Origin of the sequence: Enterococcus rotai (assembly GCF_001465345.1) — a bacterium.
Lineage (GTDB): Bacteria > Bacillota > Bacilli > Lactobacillales > Enterococcaceae > Enterococcus_L > Enterococcus_L rotai.
Genome location: NZ_CP013655.1, coordinates 1,468,973 through 1,492,299, shown reverse-complemented (window position 1 = coordinate 1,492,299; position 23,327 = coordinate 1,468,973). Strand labels below are relative to the sequence as shown.

18 protein-coding genes are annotated in these 23,327 nt (G+C 35.8%); 2 read left to right on the top strand and 16 right to left on the bottom strand.

The window, feature by feature from the left end:
• Window positions 1-42: 42 nt before the first annotated feature.
• From ATZ35_RS06885 to ATZ35_RS06815, 15 genes are all read right to left on the bottom strand, one after another.
• Entirely contained in the window at window positions 43-1,563 is a 1,521-nt protein-coding gene (locus ATZ35_RS06885) for a phosphohexomutase domain-containing protein (RefSeq protein WP_208930098.1), read from the bottom strand.
• 38 nt (window positions 1,564-1,601) lie between these two features.
• Window positions 1,602-2,057, bottom strand: a complete 456-nt coding sequence (gene argR, locus ATZ35_RS06880; protein WP_208930097.1) for an arginine repressor — start codon at window positions 2,055-2,057, stop codon at window positions 1,602-1,604.
• A 436-nt stretch (window positions 2,058-2,493) separates the two neighbouring features.
• A complete protein-coding gene (locus tag ATZ35_RS06875; protein WP_208930096.1) occupies window positions 2,494-2,916 on the bottom strand; it encodes a CPBP family intramembrane glutamic endopeptidase in 423 nt (140 codons plus the stop codon).
• Window positions 2,917-4,464: 1,548 nt separating this feature from the next.
• Entirely contained in the window at window positions 4,465-5,982 is a 1,518-nt protein-coding gene (locus ATZ35_RS06870; RefSeq protein ID WP_208930095.1) for an ABC transporter permease/substrate-binding protein, read from the bottom strand.
• A 1-nt stretch (window position 5,983) separates the two neighbouring features.
• Complete coding sequence (locus ATZ35_RS06865) at window positions 5,984-6,934, bottom strand: ABC transporter ATP-binding protein (protein ID WP_208930094.1); 951 nt, start codon at window positions 6,932-6,934, stop codon at window positions 5,984-5,986.
• A gap of 317 nt (window positions 6,935-7,251) precedes the next feature.
• Window positions 7,252-10,980: an MSCRAMM family protein gene (locus tag ATZ35_RS06860; protein WP_208930093.1), complete on the bottom strand. Its 3,729-nt coding sequence runs from the start codon at window positions 10,978-10,980 to the stop codon at window positions 7,252-7,254.
• 166 nt (window positions 10,981-11,146) lie between these two features.
• Window positions 11,147-11,845 carry a winged helix family transcriptional regulator gene (locus ATZ35_RS06855; protein WP_208930092.1) on the bottom strand — a complete coding sequence of 233 codons (699 nt, stop codon included), beginning with the start codon at window positions 11,843-11,845 and terminating at the stop codon, window positions 11,147-11,149.
• A 117-nt stretch (window positions 11,846-11,962) separates the two neighbouring features.
• Window positions 11,963-12,676 (bottom strand): WxL domain-containing protein, encoded by a 714-nt coding sequence (locus ATZ35_RS06850; protein WP_208930091.1) that lies wholly within the window; start codon window positions 12,674-12,676, stop codon window positions 11,963-11,965.
• A 66-nt stretch (window positions 12,677-12,742) separates the two neighbouring features.
• The gene (locus ATZ35_RS06845; protein ID WP_208930090.1) at window positions 12,743-12,964 is read right to left on the bottom strand and encodes a hypothetical protein; all 222 of its coding nucleotides are present in this window, start codon (window positions 12,962-12,964) and stop codon (window positions 12,743-12,745) included.
• Window positions 12,961-13,284 (bottom strand): hypothetical protein, encoded by a 324-nt coding sequence (locus tag ATZ35_RS06840; RefSeq protein ID WP_208930089.1) that lies wholly within the window; start codon window positions 13,282-13,284, stop codon window positions 12,961-12,963. Before ATZ35_RS06840 ends, ATZ35_RS06845 begins: the two co-directional genes overlap by 4 nt.
• A 5-nt stretch (window positions 13,285-13,289) precedes the next feature.
• Window positions 13,290-14,381, bottom strand: a complete 1,092-nt coding sequence (locus ATZ35_RS06835) for a WxLIP family cell surface protein (protein ID WP_208930088.1) — start codon at window positions 14,379-14,381, stop codon at window positions 13,290-13,292.
• 21 nt (window positions 14,382-14,402) lie between these two features.
• Complete coding sequence (locus ATZ35_RS06830) at window positions 14,403-14,903, bottom strand: hypothetical protein (protein WP_208930087.1); 501 nt, start codon at window positions 14,901-14,903, stop codon at window positions 14,403-14,405.
• A gap of 201 nt (window positions 14,904-15,104) precedes the next feature.
• A complete protein-coding gene (locus tag ATZ35_RS06825; protein ID WP_208930086.1) occupies window positions 15,105-16,142 on the bottom strand; it encodes a DUF916 domain-containing protein in 1,038 nt (345 codons plus the stop codon).
• Between the two features lie 21 nt (window positions 16,143-16,163).
• Window positions 16,164-16,766 carry a hypothetical protein gene (locus ATZ35_RS06820; protein WP_208930085.1) on the bottom strand — a complete coding sequence of 201 codons (603 nt, stop codon included), beginning with the start codon at window positions 16,764-16,766 and terminating at the stop codon, window positions 16,164-16,166.
• 50 nt (window positions 16,767-16,816) lie between these two features.
• Window positions 16,817-19,141, bottom strand: a complete 2,325-nt coding sequence (locus ATZ35_RS06815) for a hypothetical protein (protein WP_208930084.1) — start codon at window positions 19,139-19,141, stop codon at window positions 16,817-16,819.
• Between the two features lie 130 nt (window positions 19,142-19,271).
• On the opposite strand from ATZ35_RS06815, the gene ATZ35_RS06810 reads away from it, so the two are divergent.
• Window positions 19,272-20,762, top strand: coding sequence for an AcpB/EbpR/MafR family transcriptional regulator (locus tag ATZ35_RS06810; RefSeq protein ID WP_279614924.1), 1,491 nt, complete (start codon window positions 19,272-19,274; stop codon window positions 20,760-20,762).
• Window positions 20,763-20,906: 144 nt separating this feature from the next.
• Here ATZ35_RS06810 and pepV read toward each other — a convergent pair whose 3' ends face one another.
• Window positions 20,907-22,322: a dipeptidase PepV gene (pepV, locus tag ATZ35_RS06805; protein ID WP_208930082.1), complete on the bottom strand. Its 1,416-nt coding sequence runs from the start codon at window positions 22,320-22,322 to the stop codon at window positions 20,907-20,909.
• A 151-nt stretch (window positions 22,323-22,473) separates the two neighbouring features.
• On the opposite strand from pepV, the gene ATZ35_RS06800 reads away from it, so the two are divergent.
• The gene (locus ATZ35_RS06800) at window positions 22,474-23,325 is read left to right on the top strand and encodes an NAD(P)H-hydrate dehydratase (protein ID WP_208930081.1); all 852 of its coding nucleotides are present in this window, start codon (window positions 22,474-22,476) and stop codon (window positions 23,323-23,325) included.
• Window positions 23,326-23,327 lie beyond the last annotated feature (2 nt).

Sequence of the window (23,327 nt, the reverse complement as noted above, 5' to 3'; positions counted from 1 at the left end):
CAAAAAGCTAGGAAAGAACGTTTTGTTCTTTCCTAGCTTTTACTATTTCCCCAATGCTTCAGTGAGTTTCGCTAAGTCCAATTGTTTATATCCTTCAAAGAAACCTGCTAATTCTTCTAAAACCTTTTGATTCATTCCAGCTTGATCATTTTCAACTTGTAAAACTAACAATGGTTCATGTAAACTCATCCTTAGTAAGAACCAACCACTGCCATATTCATCATAAACATTTACCCTAATTCCTTCATGATTTTCAGGATCGATTTTCATCCCTCGTTGACTCCCGACAAAACCACTTAAATCTCGTATCACCTGTTCACCATAATCACGGACATTTCCTGCTAGAATTTCAAAACGTAATTCTTGGGTTTCTGTCGGTTGTTTTAATGAACTGATCAAATCACCGAGTGTTGATCCTTCTTTTTTTAAGGTAGGCAACAACATCAAAATTTTAGCAATAACATAGGCACCATCATCTAAATAATAGTTTTCTTTAAAAGCGGCGTGTCCACTTGTTTCTATCGCTAATTGAGTATTGATTCCCTCATCATTGAGTTCAATCATTTTGTTGATTACATTACGATAACCAGAAATATAACGCACTTGTTTGCCACCTTTTGATTCTATAAACTCTTTCAGATGGCTTGAAGTTGGTGAGTTTGTCACAATACTGCTACCAGGATTTTCAGCCAAAACAATCGTCGCTAAGACCGCAATCAAATTATTTCGGTTAATGACTTCACCAGATGCATCTACCACTGCTGAGCGGTCCACGTCCGTATCAAAAATCACTCCTAAATCAGCCTTACTTTTCAAAACAGCTTGTTGGATGCTTGCCATTGCTTCTTTATTATCAGGATTAGGAATATGATTAGGAAACATACCGTCAGGTTCTAAAAATTGTGAACCTGTAATGTCTGCGCCAAGTTTTGCTAAGACTTTTTCCGCAAAGAAACCGCCTGCGCCATTACCAGCATCGACTATAATATGAAAACCTGCTAGTGGTTTCTCGTCTGTCGTTTTCATGCCTTTACGAATTTTATCGGTTAAATCAGCAGAGTAATCCTCTAAAATCGAGTATTTGGTTACTGAGCCTTTTGCTACAAGCGCAGGTCCATCAGTGTGTTCTAAGATATAAGCAATGTCCGCTTTTTCCGCTCCACCAGATTTAGTGAACAGCTTTAAGCCATTAAAATAATAAGGTAAGTGACTAGCTGTGATCATAATTGCCGCATCACAATCATATTGCGGAAATTGCGTAGCCATAAACATAGCTGGCGTTGTCGCTAAACCAAAGTCTATGACTTCGACATTTTGCTCAACAAAGCTGTCGATCAAGGCTTGTTTTAGGCTATCTGCTGAAATCCGGCTATCATGACCAATACCGATTCTCAATTTTCCCGATTGCTGTTTGTCAGCTAAGTTTTTCTCATCACGAAGCCAATGAACCATTCCGACTGCAATTTTCCCGACTTGCGCTGGTGTTAAGTTCGCTATTTTTTCCTCATGCTCTACTGCTATTCCTCTTATATCTGACCCGTTTTGTAACGCTTTCAAATCCATGTAACCAAATCTCCCTTCATTTTTTGATTGGTTCTATTTTAATCCATCATCACTTCAAAACGTTCAACAACAGCTACTGCGTCATCTTCCGAACGAGCAATAATAATGATTGTATCCACTCCTGCGACCGTTCCTGCAATTTCTTCATAACTGACTTCATCTAAAAAATTAGTGACGACATCTGCTGCGCCCATATCGGTATGAACGATTACCATAAATTGAACCCGTTCCATGCGAATCACTGAATCTTTCACAGATGCTTTTAGTTTTTCCTCACTGCTAGATGCTTGTTGTTGAGAGAATAAAGCATACTTCACTCGACCATCTGAGCCATGCGTTTTAACGATGCTCATTTCCCGTACATCTCTTGAAACAGTTGCTTGGGTTGCTTTGACACCAGATTGTTCAAGAAGTGCAATCAGGTCGTCTTGGGTTTCTATTTCATTTTCTGTGATCAGTTGCTTGATCAACCGTTGTCGGTCTGCTTTTTTCATGTTTAGCTACACTTCCTGTTTTGGTTATTTTCTTTATTATAGCGAAAGTTTGGGGAATTTGCATTTCTTTTTGGTAAAAATTACTTTATTATGAGAAAAGTGTAAAGCAGTCATCAGCTTTTTTCTGTATATAGTTTAAACATTATAAAGATTTACCTACCTTTTTTCCTGATATTTTGATAGTAGCTTCATTTGTAATTATGATTGATACTGACTAAATTAATCACAACTAAAATAAATTTTAAGAGTTGTTTATCATGGTAACCATCACAATATCCTTATTTTTTTTAGTGGCTAAATAACTAAATTCCTACTGTAGTTGTATAAAGTCAAATAAAAAAGCTTCAAGATCTTTATAACGTAAAAAGATCTTGAAGCTTTTTATGACTATTGTAGCGCACTCTCAACTAAATAACTGGTACCATATACTACTTTACTAGTTACTAATTACAGAGAGTGCGATGATCACAAAGTTATAGCTCGCATGTACCAAAATACTGTACCAAATATTATGTTTTCTTATATAAACCAAACTTAAGAGAACACCTAATACAAAGTAAGGAATCAATAATATATAATTGTAATTCGCAGCTGCCGCATGACCATACATAAACCAAATACTAGATAGTAGCATTTGAATGATCATCACATAGATTTTATGAGAGTTAATAAAGCAATATCGAAAAACTATCTCTTCAATAAATGGTGTAATAAGAACTGCTTCTAAAATTAACATAGAGCTCACATTGTATTTCCCGATAGCTACACCTGTACCTAAGATTTTAACTACAAGTAGATATGTTAAACACATAAATACAAATGTAATGCAAATTGGAATAATCGTTTGCTTTAGTTTCACTTCTTTCAGTCTAAACCATAGATCATTTTTAAATAAGACTATTGCTAATAATACAAAAAACACCTTTTGGATGAGCATAAATATTGGATTAGATAAATCCCAGCTTACTCCTACAGATGGGATTAATTCTGTTATTAAAAAATAAATTAAAATGTAGATAACTTTAAGAATCACTAATATCACTCAATTCATTATGCTTTGTTAAATTGCTACGTAATCGGTATATGATGTGTTAGACGTTACTGTCTTAGTATCAACATATTTATTATCTATCATTATATCAAAAACAAACCAAAAGTTATACATTACACTCTAAATAAATAGTTATGAATTCTCTAGATAATTTTTTTCACACAAACTTACATTCCCCCATTGACTCTCCACCTCACTTAAATTAAAATGGAATGAGATAGAACGAAAAAAAATCTAGCCAAACGAACTTCGTTCAGCTAGACAAAATAAAAAGGCACTCTGCAGGAAGATTGGTCGTCATCCCACAGAGCCTTATACAATCAGACAACACCTGAATGTACAAGTTGCCCTTAGTCAATTTTCATTGACTGTTTTTATTTTACTCAATATTTCATGAAATTACTAGTGTTTTTTCTGATGTTCTGAGTTTAACGACAAAAACAGGTCAATGCTTCTTAATTGTACTTAGCGCGGTTTCGGCAGGTGTCCGGAACCGTTTTTTTTCGTTCTATTTTACGATGGAGCAACGATTTTTTGAAATTTTAATAATCGTTTCGAGGAAGTTACCACAAATCTAACTTCTTTCATCACACTTCACTTTGCTATAATGATCTGCCAATTTTGTGCTAACTTTTGACGGAGCAAGCCTTTTTTATAGACAGATCATTGTAGCCACGATAGTAACGAGGAAACAGCCGACACCTCAAGATGTTAAGCGGTCACTTGACATTTTGAAGCCAAAAACAATCAGCACGAACTGATAAATCAAGTTGCCTAAGTCAATAATGCGTATAGTAAGAAAGAATGCTATCTACCAGAATCCGTAGCATTCGATCAGATGAACATTTTCCACGGCTGACTATTTGCTCGTTACTATTTTGTAAAATATTTAATACACTATCAATGCAATTTTTGATATACTATAACTAGTTGAATAACGGCTGAAGCTCTGAAAAAGGAGTTGATGCCATAAAGATATGTCTTTATCGCTTTTGTCCTACTTTATTGCATAGGAACAGCGGTCCTTGAAAGATTTGTTAAAAGATATCGCTTCAAAAATAGTTGTCACGCTTGTGGCTTACTATATTGTCGAAGGGATCAAACTCTTTATCACTTCTATTTTTGAGTAAAAAAAGACCACTATCTGCCCGACCAAAGTAAGATAGTGGCGATATTATACACTTTCGAGCTTTAGTCAAAACTCAACTAAAGAGTCAGTGTTTCCGCACTGGCTTTTTTTTTGCAATCGCACTTAAGTGCGATTGCTTTCTCCTTTATTATACCTTATAAAGTACAAAAAACACAACATAAGAGATAGATAGCTCTCTTATGTTGTGCCTTTTCATCAATCAACCATTATTTTTCCAACATCCCATGATCCACCAAATAATCATGTGCAACGGTCGCCGGATCTTTTTGCTCCACATTGACTTGATAATTCATCTCACTCATTTCTTCTTCCGTGATTTTACCAACTAAAGGCTGCAATAATTCTTTTAATTCCGGATATTTCTCAAGCGTTTCAGCTTTCAGCAATGGCGCACCTTGATACGGTGGAAATAGCTGTTTATTATCTTTTAAAATCACCAAATCATATTGCTTCAATTCACTATCAGTCGAATAGGCATCTACTACATTCACATCCCCATTATTGATTGCTTGGTAGCGTAACGATGGTTCCATCGACTTCACATCTAAATTCAAGTTATACAACTTTTGCAATCCTTTATACCCATCTTCACGATCGATAAATTCTAGTGTAAAACCAGCTTTTAACTGACTTTCGACTTTTTTCAAGTCTTCAATTGTTTTCAGCCCATTTTCTTCTGCAAATGATCGTTTGACTGCCACCGCATAGGTGTTTTGATAACGCATTGGTTCGAGATAATCCATATTTTCTTGTTTCTTGATTTGATCTCGCGCGTATTCGTACACTTCTCTTGGATCATTCGATGTGTTTTTATTATCCTTCAAAAATGTTTCAAGAACCGTTCCTGTAAATTCAGGGTAGACATCGATTTCACCAGATTTTAGTGCATTAAATAGGAAACTGGTTTTCCCAAAGTTTGATTTTAAGTTTACGTGGATATCGCTATTTGCTTCAATTAATTCTTTATACATATTGATCAGGATATCCGGTTCTGCACCTAATTTTCCTGCAACCGTGATTTCTTTTTGCTCTGCTTCTTGATGAGTATAGACAAATGAACCCACTAATAAAGCAAGTAACACCATAAATGCAGCTACAATTCGTTTCACTGTGGCTTTCTCCAATAAATGGATTCCAAAGTTAAACAAGACTGCTAAAACAGCGGAAGAAATTGCCCCAATCAAGATCAGGTACACATTGTTTCGGTCGATTCCAAGTAAAATGAATGTTCCGAGACCTCCTGCACCAATCAAAGCCGCTAGTGTTGCTGTTCCAATGATCATAACGGTGGCTGTGCGAATCCCTGAAATGATATAAGGTAACGCTAACTGCAACTCAAACTTGATTAGTTTTTCCCGTTTATTCATCCCAAACGCTTCGGCTGCTTCTTCCAACGAAGGATCGATTTCAGTCAAGCCTGTATAGGTATTTTGTAAAATCGGAAATAGGGCATAAATCACTAACGCCACAATAGCTGGCGGACTGCCAATCCCAATAACTGGAATCAATAACCCTAATAAAGCGAGTGACGGAATCGTTTGGAAAATCCCTGTAATTTGCAGAACAAATTCAGCGACTTTTTTGTAATTCGTCAGTAGAATTGCTAACGGAATTGCGATAAGAATCGCAATCAATAATGATAATAACGATAGTTGGATATGTTCGACGACCGCTTGAATAAAGTCTTCTTTACGGGCAATGAATGTTTCAATCAGTTTTCCCATATTATTGATCACCTTCTATCTTTGTCTCTAAAAAGCGTAGAATCGTTCGATCTGTGATTTCACCGATTGGACCATCTTCATCGACTAATACAACAGTTTTTCCTTCTACCAGTAAGCGAATCACCGTTGGTAAATCTGTTTCTACAGTCACAGTGGTATCACTCTCAACTTGTCCATCCTCTACAAATCCAGCGGTTACTAAATCTTCTGCACAATAATTCTCCAAATTGGTATGCTCATGTTGAAAGAACTGCGCTACAAATTCATTGGTCGGATGACTTTTGATGGCTTCTGGCGTATCTGTTTGAACGATTTTACCGTCTTTCATCACACAAATTCGATCGCCTAATAGTAGAGCCTCATTCATATCATGGGTCACAAAAACAACGGTGCTGGCTAATTCCTTATGCAGCTCTTTGATCAACAATTGTAATTGCCCTCTTGAAATCGGATCTAAGGCACTAAACGGTTCGTCCATTAAAATAATATCTGGTTTGGCTGCAATCGCTCGTAAGATTCCGATCCGTTGTTGTTCGCCTCCAGATAATTCAGCTGGTTTTCGATGGAGGTATTCTTCTGGCGGTAAACTAACTTTTCTTAGTAATTCTTCCGTTCTTTCCCGTCTTTTGGCTTTGCTCCAATGTTTCATTTCTGGAATCAACTCGATGTTTTCAGCGACAGTCAGATTGGGAAATAGTGCGATTTGTTGAAGCACATAGCCAATTGTTAATCTTAGTTCTTTTAAATTGTACTCAATCAGTCTTTGATCGTTAAAATAAATATCCCCATCGGTCGGTTCGATCAAGCGATTGATCATTTTTAAGGTCGTGGTTTTCCCGCTACCACTTGGTCCGACTAATACAAAAAATTCCCCATCTTCAATTGAAATGTCAAAGTCTTCTAAGACGGATTGTCCATTATATTTTTTGGATACGTGTTGAAAATCAATCATTTACTCACCTCATTTTTTCTTGCATACAAATGCTATTTATCTTTAGACAAACCTTCACTATTTTTAAGTATGTTTATAAGTATACTTGAAAATGTCCGATGTTTCTAACGACTTGTTTCTATTGTACAGAAAAAAACCTGACAACTGTCTGTCAGGTTTTCTGATTTATTTAGATTAGAAAAGCAAAGCTTATTTCAATATTTGCAATCCAATAAATAAAACCCTTGATTCTAATACGTCAAATTTCTGACATGAGCATATTTATTCCCTTGCCGATAAAGCTTTTATCGAAAATTTTTCATATACAAGAAATTACCTTATAGTTTATTTTTCTTGCTATTCTTTCTAATCATCACTGTTCCTCCTAGTAAAATGATAGTTAATTCCATAAAAATTAAACAAAACGACTTTTGTTCTCCAGTTTCCGGCAATTGAGTTGAACTTGTTGATTGATTTTGGACAGCGTCAGCACTCTCCAAACGGCTATTATAAACATTGATACTGACAGTCCTATTCCCTTCTCTTATAGTAAAATCAATTGGTTTTGTATCAATTTGATAACCTTTAGGAGGAGTAATTTCTTTTAATTGATATTGACCTTCCTTCAAGTTTTCCAGAGTAAATACACCATTTTTATCAGTTTTCAAGTTTTTTTGAATGAGTGTCCCTTTACTATCATATACGTTGAAGACCGCTCCGCTAAGAACTGCATCATCTTGTTTATCTTTTTTTATCACTCTCAAAGCATAATTTTTTGCTTTGTTTGTAATTGTAATGACCTGTTCTGGATGAGTTTTATCATTCACCTCAAACCTAATTGGTTCATTATTTAACGTATACCCTTTAGGAGCACTCGTTTCTACAACATAATAGATACCTGGAGATAAATCATTTATCACAAGTCTTCCTGTCTGATCAGTGATCATATTTTTTTCTATTACTTGATGATTTTCGTCTTGCAATTCAAAAACTGCTCCTGACAATGGCTGTTTCGTATCTTCATCCACTTTTTCCAGTAAAATACTCCCTTTTGTTCTCTTGTTTACTGCAGAAATCTTAGACGCTACTGTTTGTCCTTTTTCAATCGTAAATGTTAATGGCGTTTGATCCAATTCATAGCCAACAGGTGCTTTTTGCTCTATAAATTGATAGTCACCAGGAGCAAGACCATTAACCACTAGCTCCCCTGATTCGTTAGTCATTAAGTTGCTTTGCACTATTTCACCGTTTTTATTTTGGAGTTCAAAAACAGCGCCTTGTAAAGTATTTTTAGTGTCTTTATCTATTTTTTCTAATAAAATCTTACCTGGAAAGTTTTTGACAGCCATACTCGCCTCATTTGATACAAAAGAAATATTTTTATTGTTGAAGCTCAAACTAGTAGAAAAGCTATTCTTTATTTTTTGATTTGCTCTGGCACTTGATGGAATTTTTGTTGGTACTATGATTTTTAGAGAAGAATCAATTTCTAATTGATCAAGAGAGATCCTAAAAGCCGTTGCATCCTTCCAATTGTTTGTCCAATCACCAGTATCATAATCACTTGCGTTACTCGAGTATTCAATCTTAACATTCGTATTACTCGAAATTATTGGGCCGGCTAATTTTGTTTCGAATTCAGCTTGAGGTAGTTTATCAAATAATTTCAAGTCAGTCACAGTTCCCGCTAATGTATTTTCAATCAACAATTTCCAACTACCCTGTTCTCCAACTTCAAGCTGACTATCTATCTGATATTCCAGATCAGAATCAGCTTTACTCAGCTTCGTAAGTAAAAGACCACCACTGGACTGCACTTGAGAATTCGCTGAACTATACGCTATCTTATCACGATTCAAATCAAAATCATTACTATCATCGGTAATATATGTTCTAAAATTAGCATTTGGAACTTGGTCATAAAGTGGGTCTTCAATGTACGCCCATGACTCAACTTTCGCTCCAGTTTTATTTGCCTTATATGCACTATTAGTTATGGTAACTGGAATAGTATACCCAAACCCCTCTGCCCATCTGTCAGAAGCTAGCCCAGCTCCTCTAGTTAAAGGAAGTGGTGGATTAAAATTGAAACAAACAACTTGTTGCACAGGTTCTGTTTCATTCTGACCACCTATAAAATCAGTTGTTACGGATACTCCTTTACCAATCTTGGGTATTTCTATGTCAAGATATGGCGCTGGTAAATATGCTGAAACTCGCTCAATTGTTTTTGTAGTATCCAAAAACACTCCTGTAGGCAATACAACTTTCATACGCCCTTCATTATAACTATCGGTTGGACTTAGATTATTTATATAGGCAGTATAGTACACTGAATCACCCGTTTTAAAACTACTCGGCGCTTTAACTGTTGTAGCGATTGGTACACTATCCTTTATTTTTTTTTCGAAAACAGCTGTTGCTGGATTAATGTCTCGTCCATCTTCATCAACACCAGAAATAGCTGCAGTATTTTGATAGTCTTTTTCTCCGTCGCCTATTTTAGTTTTAAAATCTTTATAGATTGGAATTAAAAAAGTATCAACATCGATTTGACTTGTAGGTGGAATTTTCGCCTCTCCATTTTTGTCTCCCACTTTCACACGAAATCCCGCAATAATTTCATCTTTAGGTAAAAATATTTTGTAAGCAGCATTTTGCCAATTTATACTTCCTATAGTCGCAAAAGCAAACTGTGTATTATTTGCTGTTGTTCCTGATGCCCCGACATGCCATGTATCATTTTCAGTTGTTTGATATTCAACAGTATAAGGTAAATCCTCTACCTGCAGTACTGAATTAAAGCTAACATTTAGAAGATACAGATTTACATGATTCCAAAATTCTTGGTTACTGTATTCATATGCAGAATCGGTAATTGTGAGTTCTTTTATTTTATCCACAGTATTAGTACCATAGCTACCTGATATACCAAATTTTCTCGACCATGTTCCAGAATACCATGGTGAGTTACCACTCCCGTCTGAAGCTTTTTTTTCTATGCCCAGAGTGCTTCCAGATGTAGGTAAAAATCCTAAACTTTGAACATTTCCTGGTTTGCCATCATAATTTTGATTATCCTTATCTATTAATGATAGTTCAGCAGTATTAGTAGGCGGTTTCGTGTAATCCGGAAAATTTTCTTTAGGATAGTTCACAGTTATCGAAGGCTGATCGCCTAATAAAGTTGAGTTTGGACCATAATCAGCATTTCGGGACCACACTGCTTCGATACCTGTAGAACTATCACCAGATATTTCCCAAATACCAGATGAATCATTTGTACTAATTATTTCTACACCAATAGGTAGTTTATCAGTAATTTTTTGTGACTTTGTAATGAATTGATTTAAAGGCTCCCCTTCAGAGACAATATTGAAAGCATAAGTAACCGTTCGATTGTTACTAGCTGGCGGCACGCTATAGGATTTATTAACTTTATAGTCAATGTCACCTATGATTTTTGTGATAGTTTCATCTGAAGGCGTATTGCCCAAAGGAGTACTTGTTCCTTTGACAAAAAATGTTTTCTCTATATTTGGATATTTAGCTGCATCATCAACATGTGTGACTGTGAAGCTAAAATTAACGACCGCTTGAGCTAAGTTATTCAATTTAATTGTTAAAAGCCTTTGATCTGAATCGTAATTACTCTCCATAATATAACTATTTTGAACAACCTCGTCATATTCATATCCTTCAGGTATATAAACATTTAATACAACATCATCTAACGTATTTTGAGGCGTTGCCATAGATTTTACCATTATCTCATATGTACCGTTTGAACTTACTGATAAGTTTGCCGGACCGCTTAGTTCTACTTTGTATTCTTGATTGGTTTTTAATTCTTCTTTGTTACTCTCACTATTGATTTTTTGTCCAAAGGGTTCTTCTGCGCTTTTTTTTCTTGTCGTTGTCACATCCATATTTTTTTCGCTAGCTAGGTCAAGCTCTTCAACAAAAACGGCCCTATCTAAAGCCTGTACTACCTGCGGCGAAAAAATCATCTGACTAACTAGTATAACTACCAGAATAAACCTAGATATATATTGAAATTTTCTCACTTCTCTCTAACTCCTTTTTTGTAATTTGACACGCTTATTTTTTATGTTTTTCTTCTTTCGCTTAGTCAACTTCTTGTACTCTTGATTTTTGTTGATAGATTTTATTGGTAGATTCTCTTTTGCGTATACTTTCTTACTTAGAACACGCTAACAATATAAAGGATTATTACGTCAGCAGATAGCCTTTTGAGCGGATTGTTTTTATGCAAATCATGTTCAGCCCACTTTTTTCTATTTTTTCTCTAATATGAAAAATTATATTGGCAATTCTGTAGTTAACACCAGAATAATTCTGTCCCCAAACTCCTTCAAACAACTCTTCATACGTTACTACTTGTTTTCGTTTTTCTATCAGGATAGCCATTATTTTAAATTCAATATTCGTTAATTCAATATCTTGGTCATTGATTGTCAAAGTTAACTTGCGATCATTGAGGTCTATTGATTTGTGGTTGCGTTTAACTTTTGTAGAAATCCCCTTCATCTCAAGCTTATTTTTCTCAAGTGTTCCTTGTTTTCTTTTCAATGAATTCAAAATTTTCAAGTGGAATTCTTCAATTGTTTGTTCCTTACAGAAATTATCATCTGCTCCCATTTTTAAAAATACAACTTTTGCAATGTTATCTAATCGTTGCGAGACAATCCAAATAAATGATTTGGATTGTCTTCTGATTTTTAAAATGTAATCACTAATTTGAAAAAATGATTCACCATCTCCATCTAATATTAAAAAGCCATCTATGTCTACGGGACATTCTTCAAAAACTGATGCGTCATAATGTGTCAACTTACACTCTTTAGACAAAACATTTATGTACTGATCTGAGTTAGTTCCAGATAAGTCTATATAGCCTATATTGTACATTAGAATTTCCTCCATACTTTTTGATAAAATACTTACATTCAAAACTGAATTTACACTACTAACTGCTATCAATTTATTCACATCAATCTTTGTTATTTACTATAATTAAGCTGTTGATTAATATGTGTTATCTAGGCTCCATGTTACGGCACCTTTAAATCTCTTACCCTCTGCGCCAGTACTTGACGTAACAACTAACTTTGTATCTGTTAATTTTGTTGCGAAACCGTCCTTCATTGAATCTGTCTTGGTTTTCCCTAACACTTCAACAGCAGATGTATTTCCTGCTTCTAGAGCTACATTTTGACCAACCACAATGTTGTTTGGATCGATAAGTGCACTTAAATTCCCTTCAATTGGGTTTGGGGCAAAGTCATTTGTCTCCGTATCTACTTCCCCAATAGTGTAAGCTTGTGGTGCATCTAATCCAAAGGTCAATTTAGCAGGCAGTTCTGTTGTTGAACTATCTGTAGATACAAGTTTTGACAGTGTTGCTGTGACTTTCCAGCTAGACGTTGTTGTTACTCCTTGTTCATTTGTTTCCCCTGCGCGGTCATCATTGACGACAATGAATTGATCTCCTTGTACTGTATTATTATAAGTAGAAGAATTTCCAACTGCTTTTTGCTTCCCAAAATCAAACTTGGATGGTGTCCACACCAATGCCAAATTATCTTTGTATGGACCAGGTCCCGGTTTTACAGGACCATCCGTATCAAATTGGATACCTAAATCAGAGGTGTCTTTATCGACCTCAGCGGCACTTGCCGGAATTGTTGCAAACCCCAAAGCGGTTGCAGATACTAATGTTAAAACAAACAATTTTTTCAAAATTTTATCACCTTTCTTATAAGTGAATAAATTGATAGCAGTTAATAGTGTAAATTTAGTTTCTCGTTAGCCAAGTAATTGAATCTGATCCTTTAATAACACTAATAAATAAATAACTAGCGTCACACTAATAAATGTAAAGATGAGAAATGAAAAGTTCAGTAATAAGAACTGTTTGTTTTTTTTTAACCGTTTGATCAAAAATACATCTCTAGAAAATGTCAAAAGAAAAAAAACAATAGAGGCAACTCCTATCCCACACAAAATGTATACCCATAAAAAGTTCATTCGGCCTCTCCTCCTTTCTTTGAATGGTAAATTTTCTTAAAGCTAAAAATACAAAGACAAACTATCAGCCCTTCAATAATTGCCAATAGAAAAATGAAAGACTGCACTAGTTCTCCCGTAAAAGGCAATTGTCCCCTGGATGTTGATGTATTTACTTTTGGTACATAGGTAGACGGCAATTTCCCTTTATTTTCCTTTTGTGTTTCTTCAAAGCTGATTGCTGCATCTGTCCGATTTATTCCCTCTGCTACTACCTGATATGGCGGGACCAGCCAAAGTAAGAACAGAAGTACCGCACAACCCCCGATTATTTTTTTCACAGTACTCACCTCTGACTTTTAGCTTTATGGTTCTTTTTATTTAATCGTTCCCTTTTCTTTGCCCGACGTAGTTTTTCCCACTCCATTTCCCATTTTCTTCTTCTCGCCATTAACCAGCAGCTGTTTATAAGGGTGAAAAATAGTAAGGCAATAGCCGTTAATTGCCCCCACTTGGGCGTAATGATCTTGAAGGCACTCTCTTTATTAATCGTTTTTGCTTGTTGATTAGTAATTGTGAATTCTTTCTGTAAATACCATTCTTGGTAGTCACTATGAATAGCTAATGTAATCATGTACTTTCCCGAGGGCAAGGTATTCGTTCCCCAATCTATTTCAAAATCAACATGACTATTTGGTGCCATAGCGTAATTTTTGACATTTTTTTTCTTGATGACTTTTTCACTGTTTTTTTTAGTTAACTCTGCGGAGACGGTTAATCCTTCAACGGTTTTTGGCTCAGGATTTTGTAATGTAGCCAACACCATTTTTTTGCCTCGTTTAATAGATGCTTTTGCTTCTGTCAGGTTCAATGTTTCTCCATTAGTAAATTCATCTCCCGACTCTGAGGTAATCAAGCCAATCCGATATGAAAATTCAGTAGCCACACCATTTTTAGCTTCTTGGCCTTGATCCAGTGCAAAGACGAGTGCCCCCATCTTTACGCCTTTATACGATTCTTTTGGTGGCATGATTGTTATTTTTACTGTTTTCTCTTCAAAATTTTCTACGGTGACTTCTGGTGTCTCTACTTTTACCATTTCTGTTATCGGTGAAGTTAAGCTGGCATCTTTATCTGCTAGTTCTTCGGTATAGTCAATCGTTCCATTATTTCCGGTAATCGCATTTTGACTAAAAATTTTAATTTTTACTGCTTCTTTTTTCGTACTTTTAATACGAACTTCAATATTTTGCGGCTCATTTGGTCTGGTTTGAATGTAGAAATAACTTCGTTTTGGATCGATTTGTGTTTTTGGTTGAACCATTGATACCGTGTAACCTAAATGTTCTTTTTCATCGGCAGCAAACACTTCTCCTGAGTGATATATGCTTACTACAATAAAAAATGCCAACACATAAAACAGTTTTCTTATTTTCATTATGACAATTCTCCTAGCTAATTAATTTCTTTTTTCCGTTCCACAATAATTGCTAACTGCCTCATCCTCATTTTCAGCGATTGCAAAGTTTTCTTCCTGTCTAAAAAGTATGCAAACGATGAATCCAAGCATAAACGCGAATACAAAAGCCATTAGGAAAAACGACCACATACGTGTACCTATAGGAACTAGCGCAACCAAGATGAGTAAAATACTAAGAACTATTTCTTGTTTTGATAGCATTTGCTTAAGTTTCCGTGTTCGAGGATTCCATAAAAGTAGCAACATACTTCCCAGCAGCATGATGACATACCCTATAGTAAGCCACAGGATTTCATATCCTGAATAGGTCAATAAGAAAAGAAATTGAATCAGTCCATTTGCTTGTTTATCGAGGTAAAAAACGATTTCTTTGTAGCACTGCGCAAATACAACCAAATATAGGCTCCATCCCCCAAGAATGAGTAGGACTTTATTAATAAATGCCCACCACTTTCTATTCTCTTCTGTTCTAATGTCCATTATTATCTCCAATCATTTCTTTCTGACTTCCGTATTTGTCGTTCATCTAGACTGTTCATACTAATCACTAAACCGTTTAAATACGATACTCTGTCTTTTTTTAACTGGTATAAAAATGTCCTCGTTATCGCACTCCAGTTTGATACTACTTTCTTCTCTGTTTTATTTTTTCGCTGATTTGTAAAATACCACTTCTATTCTTCATAAGTTTTTCCTATTCTGATTAACAACTAGCCACTTTTTTTTTATAAGAAAAACACTTAAGACAGTGAGTACTAGTAAAATTGCACCTAATAGAAGTCTTATATAAGGAAATTGTTTATTTTCAGCAACCATTGTATTAACTTGTTCAGCTGAATTGGGACTGATAGAAAATTTTCTATGGTAGGTCCAGCTATTCTCTTTTTTGTCTGTGATTATTAGTTTTAATTTATAGTTACCAGCTACTAAATGCTCATCGTCCCAATCGATAGAAAAATGGTAGGTCGAAACGGGTGCTAGTTGTAACTCGGTATAGTCTTTTTGGTTGATTAGCTTTCCTGTTTCAGCCTCTCGGACTTCAACATGATAGGTCAAGTGACCATAGGCTTCCCGTACGGGATTTATTAAATCAATCGCAATACTCGCTTTACCAAAAGCAATCGTCGGTTCAATTTTTTTCAACCCAATCTTTCGTTGCACAATTTGGTCATTTTCTGTCAATCGCAGTCCCAAAAGATAGCTATATGTATTAGTAATCCCCTCTTGATTCATCTGATTTTCCAGCTTACTGACTTTAATTCCTGCCAATAGTTCACCAGAATAGGCTTCCTTTGGCATTTTCAGTGTAATGGGAACTTTTTCAGTATGTTGTTTTTGTATCATCACGGTTTTCTTATACGTAGCAATTTGGTCAATCGTTAATTCTTTGTTTGTTTCTTGCGTTCGTTGTTTGTCAGAATAATCGATAAAGCCTTGTTCATTGGTATAAGCTTGGTTGATTTCTAGCGTAAAAGTCTGCTCTTGCGACGAGACGTTGACAATAGCAACTTCAATGGTCTGCTCCTGCCCAGGTGTCATTCGTAAATCAAAAAATGAATTGTCTGGATTTTGTTGATTTTCTGGTAAAATGGCATAAATGTGGTACCCCATTTCAGTGCTAGTTGTTTCTTGTGCATGCCCTTGTTTTGTGTGACCAGACACTACCGGCAGACAGCATAAACAGCCCACAAATAATATGCGGTAATAGGTCATCTTCATTTAAACATCGTCCTTACATTTTTATTGTGCATTTGGTGTGTTATACAGTTTATAACTGATCGTTCCTTCCAATGCGTCTCCTGCAATTAATTCACGGTTTAAATCGTTAAATACGATACTTAAATCTGAAATCGCGGTTTTAATTACACCCGTATTGTTCTGCGCCGTTTTATTTGTTGCTGCCTGTGCAACGATCCCTGTTGCGCCTGTACCTACAAGTTCAGTTTGATTTATTTTGAAACTTGTCACTGTCAGTTGTTCATTGGAACGAACAATACGCAATTGATTATCTACTACCTGTGCCTTGACCGACCATTCTCGCTTGATTCGGTCATTAAATACGGCCAAGGTTTCCTGCGATTTCGCTGCTGCTGTAACTGTTTGTCCTTGTAATTTCGTCTTAAATTGATAGTTTTTCGGCACAGTTTCTAACAATAGATTTTTTTGAGTAGGATCTGTTGGATCTAATGGATCGACACCTGTTCCATCATCATTATCAATCACAGTAATAATAATTGGTGTCTCCTTTGTTTGATCAATAACCTCCTCTGCAGATACTAGCTGGCTTGAGCTTAATGCGTGCATAATAGCAAAGGTAGCTATGATATATATTCTTCTTTTCATCGTTTCCCTCACTCTATTTTCAATTTTTCTTTCCTTCAATTGTCGCGCTCTTAGTCAGGCATAAGCACTTGATTCAATGTCCACTGAATTGTTTGCTTGTTCTTGTAAGTACCGATTGCAAGATACTCGGTATTTTTGAGTAGTACGCCTTCTGTATTTGTGAAATGTATTTGATAGTCGTATAAGCGATTCAGTGAAGCAGTTGTCGCGTCCATGATTGTTAATGAATTACCAGACTGCTTGTCTGGAATTTGTTGACTGGGTCCGTTTGGTGTTTTCCATACGAAATTGCTACTAATTAACGCTGTTGGGTCTGTAGTAACTGTAGCAATGCTGAGGTACCAATCTTTGGCTTGCTGCTGTCGACTGTCAGTTACTGTCAAATCAATGGTATTTCCAGCATCTCTAGCAAGTTCCCCTCTTGTTTCCCCAATTTTGAGATTAGTCCAACTCAACAGATTCGGCACCTGAGTAACTTGTAGTGAACCATTTACTGTAATAATTGCTGTAAGCTGTATAATCATATTGGGATTAGTGTCTTCATAAACCGATAGAGTCACTATATTATTTCCATATGCAAGTGCGCTACTTGGTATTTGCAGTTCCTTACTCTTTTGAGTAGAGGTGTTACTTTCATTGGCTATCGTGTCATCAGCAAGTGACTGTCCATCTTTTACTAGCTTGTAATGGATTATTGATCCAGCAGTCCCTCCACTGTAATAAAATCTCAATAAGTAATCTGTATCAGCAAGCGCTGCTCGATCAATTTCTTTCGTTAAGGTTGTTGTTATTGTCTCGTTTGACCAGGATGCTGTAATTGGGTCAGTAATAAGTTTCAAAAAGAAATGAACTGGCATAGATGAAAGAAGATCTTGATTGCCTGAATAAATATTTATCAATAACAAACTGGAAGTAAATTTAGCTAACTCATCGCTTGCTGACTCAGTTGTACTTTTCACTTTAAAGTCAATAGTTACATAATCTCCTTTTTTTACAGTCGCCGGAATACTAAGAATAAATTTATTATTCTTAGTATCAACAGTTGGTACATATGAACCTAGGTATTGATCATTTACGCTTACTTTTGCCTCTTTTAATGTGGTTAGATCAAACTGGTTTGCAGTCAAACTTGCTTGATAAATTAAATTTGTTGTTTCATAAGATATATTTTGTAATCTGGCAGTTGTTTTAAAGGATACGTCATCTCCTTTTTTTGTAAATTTTTGGCTGTTGCCTCCATTTGTTTCTAAAACAATATTTTCTCCCTCGCTATTAAAAACGTCATTATCCAAAGCATATTGTAGTTCTACTGGTGCATCAGCAAAAACCATTTTCACACTACCTTCACTAGCTCCATTGGCAGCGGTGAATCCCCAATAAGCTTTATTATCATTGGCTGACAATTTTAATTCTGAAGAGAGTGTATCCCAAGGAACCAGTACCCGCGATGTCTCTTCACCACTCTTGGGATCTTTTAACGAATACGTAAATTCTTTTTTATCAAAGTCAAAGTTGAAGTTAAATTCATACCACGTACCATCTTGGACATTATCTGTTTTTAAAGCATTATTCATGTATTGATATGCATTATGTTTTATCCTTGCTGATCGTCCTACTAATCCTAAAGAAAACCAACCACTCGCATCAGAAATATTTCCTAAAACACTTTTGTCAATTGGTTGATAAGTCGTATTTAAATTCCCGGGAAATGTATAGGCTAAATGAGGAGCATTCAATTCACCTAAAGGATTATCGGATACATCGAATGCATTCGGGTAACTTTCCTTTCCGTTTTTGTATAGATCGAATTCCACAGAAAAAGAATTTTTTATCGCATCTGTATTTGGATAGATTGTAGTAAAAATCCTTTGAGAAGAAGCATTTGTTCCATATACACCTAAATTTTGTCCATCAGTTTTCTTATTTTGTGCCGTTGTCAATGCTTGTGTTTTGTTCGTGTCATTATGCATCGTAAACGTAAATCCATCTGATTGATTCGTTCCAAAGTTAACAAACATTCTTCCTTTAAAGGATTGCGAAAAATCTAATTTATTCGTTTCTAACGACCACATAGAGATCCAATTATTTTTTCCACCAATTGTAATTTCACTATAGGGAAATCCATTATTTACAGCGTTATTCGGCGCATAGTTTTTTATCGTAAATCCGATACCTCCAACAGGATTATCAAACAAGCCATCAATCGTTATTCCACCTTCTGGTATAGAATCAATACCTCTCGTATCTCCGATACCAGCATACGGTTGTGAAACTGGATCAACTGTATTTTCTGTACGTTCTATGGCGAAACTACTTATTGGAAGGAGAAAAAGGCAAAAAAAAGAGAGAGTATATCCCAACTTGTAATAATTCAATTCAATAACTTCCATTCTTTATATTTTTTTTGTATACTAATTATATGATTGTTTCCTGTACCAAAGGGACATTTTTTTTTTTCATTTCCGAAAAAAAATTATCTTTTTTTTGTAGAAAGGAACCTGTAAAATGTACCCTACTTTAGAAACACTACTTGACTTTCTATACGAGCCAGAAACAAAGAAAAAGCTCGCTATTATGAAAACTTTACAGTTTAAGAATGATTGGATGACACTGGAAGAATTACATTCAGCTTTAGGATATACCAACACAACTTTAAAAAAATATTTGAATCAATTCAAAAAAACATCAGATGAAAATAATACCTTTTCGATAAAAGAAGATAAAAAAAGAGGCTTTTTTTTAGAAATTAAAAACACGTTTGAATTTGGTCAATATTATCGAGATATTCTTTTTGATATGTGGCCAGTACAATTTCTAACACAGCTGATTTTACATAATAAAGTAAGTAAAGATTTTTTCCCGCTTGAATTTTTCATTAGTGAGTCGACATTAAAGAATAAAATCAAAGAATTTAAGAAGGTCACGGCATTTTTTGGTATTGATTTAAAAATCCGTAATGGTTTTTATTATTTAAAAGGAAATGAGGCAAATATTCGGAGGCTTTCAGAGAATTTTTTTTGGGAGTTTTTTAAAGGCAATACATGGCCGTTTAAAACGATTGATGAAGACGTCATCATGGATAAAACAGAAAGTTTGTTACAAAAAGCAATTAAGCCATTTTCATTGATTGACAAACGTAGAATCCACTATACTTTGGCTATTCAAGAGATACGTACTCAGCGTGGTCAATTTTTTGAAGTAAATCCAACTATCACTAGTTATTTCCCGATTTTGAAGCCTTTTATAGCGGATATGCAGCAAAACCAATCACTTTTTCCTAGCACATCAGAATTCTATTATTTCTACCTTTGGCTAGCTACTAAACCAAGATTTTATGCTTATTTTAATAGCAGTATGAGAGATTACGATCAGTGTGATACGCATATCCAGTTGAACATTAGGATTCTTGAATTTATCACCCAAACATTAGGGTCACTAAACGAGAATAACACTACTATTGTATTTAATTATTTGTTTTCCACCCACATGAATCTAATCTTGTTTAAAAATTGTCGTGTAATCAACGATACAAAAATGAATTTTTTTAATAAGAAAAATATGCAACCATTTATCCATAAGATGCTGAGCTTAATCGAAGAGGATGTTTCTTTAACGAAAGAGAGTAGAGCATTTTTATCTTATCACTACAGTATTATTTTATCTGTCATTTATCCCCCCACTATTTTTTCGCGAAAAATCAACATCAGTTTTTGTACAGATTTAGAACCACTGATAGAGGCGAAATTGCTGCACATTTTAACAGATTATTTTTCAAACATCGTGAATGTGGCTTTTTATTCTGGTATTAATGAAATAGATGAGCCTATTGATTTAGTCGTGCATACTGCTTTAAACCCTAGTGATTTTTTAACTGAGAATGTTAAAGATGCCCTTTACGTAGATACACGATTTCTCTACAATCGAAATTTATCTCCATTACTTGATCTTATCAACCAATATCTATCTAATGAGATAAGTGATTTTTCTCATTCTTGATTCTTGCTCCTTTTTTTAATTTTGAAATACACAAAAAGCACTCAATTCTGCTTGAAACCAAGCAGAATTGAGTGCTTTTTATTTAAAATGAGACAATCAATTACGTGTATTTTCGCACCTAGCTTGTCACTGACTTTTGAACTATTATTTCGCCAAACGATAAATCGCATCCGCATAAATAGCTGTTGCACGGAATAAATCATCCAACGCCATAAACTCATTGGCTTGGTGCATTGTATCTGTATAGCCTGGGAACATTGCGCCGTATGCCACACCACGTTTTAGTAAACGTCCGTACGTTCCGCCACCGATGATTTGTTCATGGCCTTTTTGACCAGTGTGGTCTTCGTAAACTTGTAATAACGTTTCAACCAATGGATCATCTGCTGGAACATAATGTGGTTCTTGATTGCGTCCACCTTGTGTGGCCGTTACATTTTCACCCACTGTTTTTTGCACTTTTTCTTGTAATTCTTCTGCTGATGTTCCTTTTGGATAGCGGAAGTTTAATGTCACTAAGCTATTTTCTGGGTTAGCAGAATCAAAGTTCACAATACCCGCATTCATTGTTAATTTGCCCATTTTTTCATCTTCAAATGCAGTACCTAATTTTTCACCATAGAAATCTTCGTGAACGAATTCCGCTAATGTATTGATGAAGCTATAGGCCCCTTCAGCAAAGCTGTAATTATTTAAGAAAGTTGCTAAGAATGTAGCAGCATTAATTCCTGATTGTGGACTAGCGCCATGTGCACCTTTCCCAACAACATGGAAGGTAACGGTTTTATCTGAAAGTTCTGCATGTCCTGAAATTTTTTGTTCTTCTTTAATAAATGTTTCAAATGACGCTGTTAAAGAGGCTGCATCATCTGCTGAAGCAGCCGTTACAACTGCCGTTGCTGTTCCGGGAACCATATTTTCACGTAAGCCAGATTTAAAGTTAATTAATTGATAGTCCACGCCGTTTCCGCCTTTGAAAGTTAAGCGAATCGTTACGTTTCCTTTTTCACCATTGATGATCGGAAATTCTGCATCTGGTGAGAAACCAAAGTCAGGTTTTTCTTCATGTTTGAAGTAATAATCCATATCACCCCAGCCGCTTTCTTCGTCACTACCTACGACAAAACGAACTTTTTTAGATAATGGTAACCCTAAATCTTTGATGATTCGTAATGCATAATAAGCCGCCATACTTGGGCCTTTATCGTCACTTGAACCGCGGGCAAAGATTTTACCGTCTTTGATTACAGGCTCATAAGGATCCGTATCCCAGCCATCACCAGCAGGAACTACGTCCATGTGCCCGAAAATCCCTAATGTTTCAGCGCCTTCACCGTATTCGATATGTCCAGCGTAGTTATCCACGTTTTTCACAACGAAACCATCACGTTCGCCATACGCTAACATATGTTTTAAGCCTGCTACAGGCCCAGGTCCAAATGGTGCATCTGGTGTTACTTTTGAGTCATCACGCTCACTATTGATGCGTAATAAATTTTGTAAATCTTCTAATAGCGCATCTTTACGTGCATCTACTTCTTTTTGCCAATCAATTGTCATTTTTTAGTCACTCCAATTCATTATTCTACCTTCCCATCATACCACTAACTGGCTTAAAAGAAAAAGGCGGGAACAGTTTTTTCTGTAATATTTTGCGCTTGATTCGAAACAGATTTATACTAAAAGTAAATCACTGAAGGAGAAGACCCAGATGAAAGAATTATCACAAGAAATTTTAACTGCTGTCATTCGTCCTCGTCCACAAAATGCTCATAAAGGAACCTTTGGACGCTCTGTGTTGATTGGTGGTAATGAACAATACGGAGGAGCAATCATGATGAGTGCAGAAGCGTGTGTCAAAGCAGGTTGTGGATTAACTTCCGTCATTACTGCAGAAAAAAATCATCCCCCTCTTCATGCGCGTTTACCTGAAGCGATGGTGCTGGATTGGAGACTCACACAAGATTTTACTTGTCTACTACATACAGCAGATGTCATTTTGATTGGACCGGGTTTAGGTTTAGAACCCCATAGTCAGCAGATTCTAGAACAGGTCTTGCTACAACAAAAGTCATCTCAATGGTTGGTGATCGACGGGTCTGCGATTACTTTGTTTGCTCAAAAGCACTATTCCTTAAACTACCCGAAACAAGTTGTATTCACACCTCATCAAATGGAGTGGCAACGGCTGAGTGGACTCGAAATTGTCGATCAAACGGTTGAAAACAACCAGATTTGCCAAAAATCATTAGGAGCCACTATTGTTTTAAAAAGCCATCGAACAGAAATTTATGCTAGCCATTCACAATACAGAAATCCACTAGGAACTCCTGCTATGGCAACTGGCGGCATGGGCGATAGCTTGGCTGGCATAATCACTGGCTTTCTGGCTCAATTTGCCAATAAAGAAGCGGCTCTTTGCGCAGCGGTTTACCTTCATAGTTTGATTGGGGAGGAATTAGGCAAAGAGCATTATGTTGTCTTACCGACCGAAATCAGTAAGAATTTGCCGCAGTATATGAAACAATTTGAGCAATCAAATAATAAAGCAGAGGATAAATGAGT

What these genes read in the sequence shown, in the direction of transcription:
- ATZ35_RS06820 (WP_208930085.1), bottom strand. Translation starts at nt 16,766, where the DNA reads ATGAAAAGAAGAATATATATCATAGCTACCTTTGCTATTATGCACGCA.
- ATZ35_RS06845 (WP_208930090.1), bottom strand. Translation starts at nt 12,964, where the DNA reads ATGAACTTTTTATGGGTATACATTTTGTGTGGGATAGGAGTTGCCTCT.
- ATZ35_RS06835 (WP_208930088.1), bottom strand. Translation starts at nt 14,381, where the DNA reads ATGAAAATAAGAAAACTGTTTTATGTGTTGGCATTTTTTATTGTAGTA.
- ATZ35_RS06800 (WP_208930081.1), top strand. Translation starts at nt 22,474, where the DNA reads ATGAAAGAATTATCACAAGAAATTTTAACTGCTGTCATTCGTCCTCGT.
- ATZ35_RS06885 (WP_208930098.1), bottom strand. Translation starts at nt 1,563, where the DNA reads ATGGATTTGAAAGCGTTACAAAACGGGTCAGATATAAGAGGAATAGCA.
- ATZ35_RS06810 (WP_279614924.1), top strand. Translation starts at nt 19,272, where the DNA reads ATGTACCCTACTTTAGAAACACTACTTGACTTTCTATACGAGCCAGAA.
- ATZ35_RS06825 (WP_208930086.1), bottom strand. Translation starts at nt 16,142, where the DNA reads ATGAAGATGACCTATTACCGCATATTATTTGTGGGCTGTTTATGCTGT.
- pepV (WP_208930082.1), bottom strand. Translation starts at nt 22,322, where the DNA reads ATGACAATTGATTGGCAAAAAGAAGTAGATGCACGTAAAGATGCGCTA.
- ATZ35_RS06865 (WP_208930094.1), bottom strand. Translation starts at nt 6,934, where the DNA reads ATGATTGATTTTCAACACGTATCCAAAAAATATAATGGACAATCCGTC.
- argR (WP_208930097.1), bottom strand. Translation starts at nt 2,057, where the DNA reads ATGAAAAAAGCAGACCGACAACGGTTGATCAAGCAACTGATCACAGAA.
- ATZ35_RS06855 (WP_208930092.1), bottom strand. Translation starts at nt 11,845, where the DNA reads ATGTACAATATAGGCTATATAGACTTATCTGGAACTAACTCAGATCAG.
- ATZ35_RS06870 (WP_208930095.1), bottom strand. Translation starts at nt 5,982, where the DNA reads ATGGGAAAACTGATTGAAACATTCATTGCCCGTAAAGAAGACTTTATT.
- ATZ35_RS06830 (WP_208930087.1), bottom strand. Translation starts at nt 14,903, where the DNA reads ATGGACATTAGAACAGAAGAGAATAGAAAGTGGTGGGCATTTATTAAT.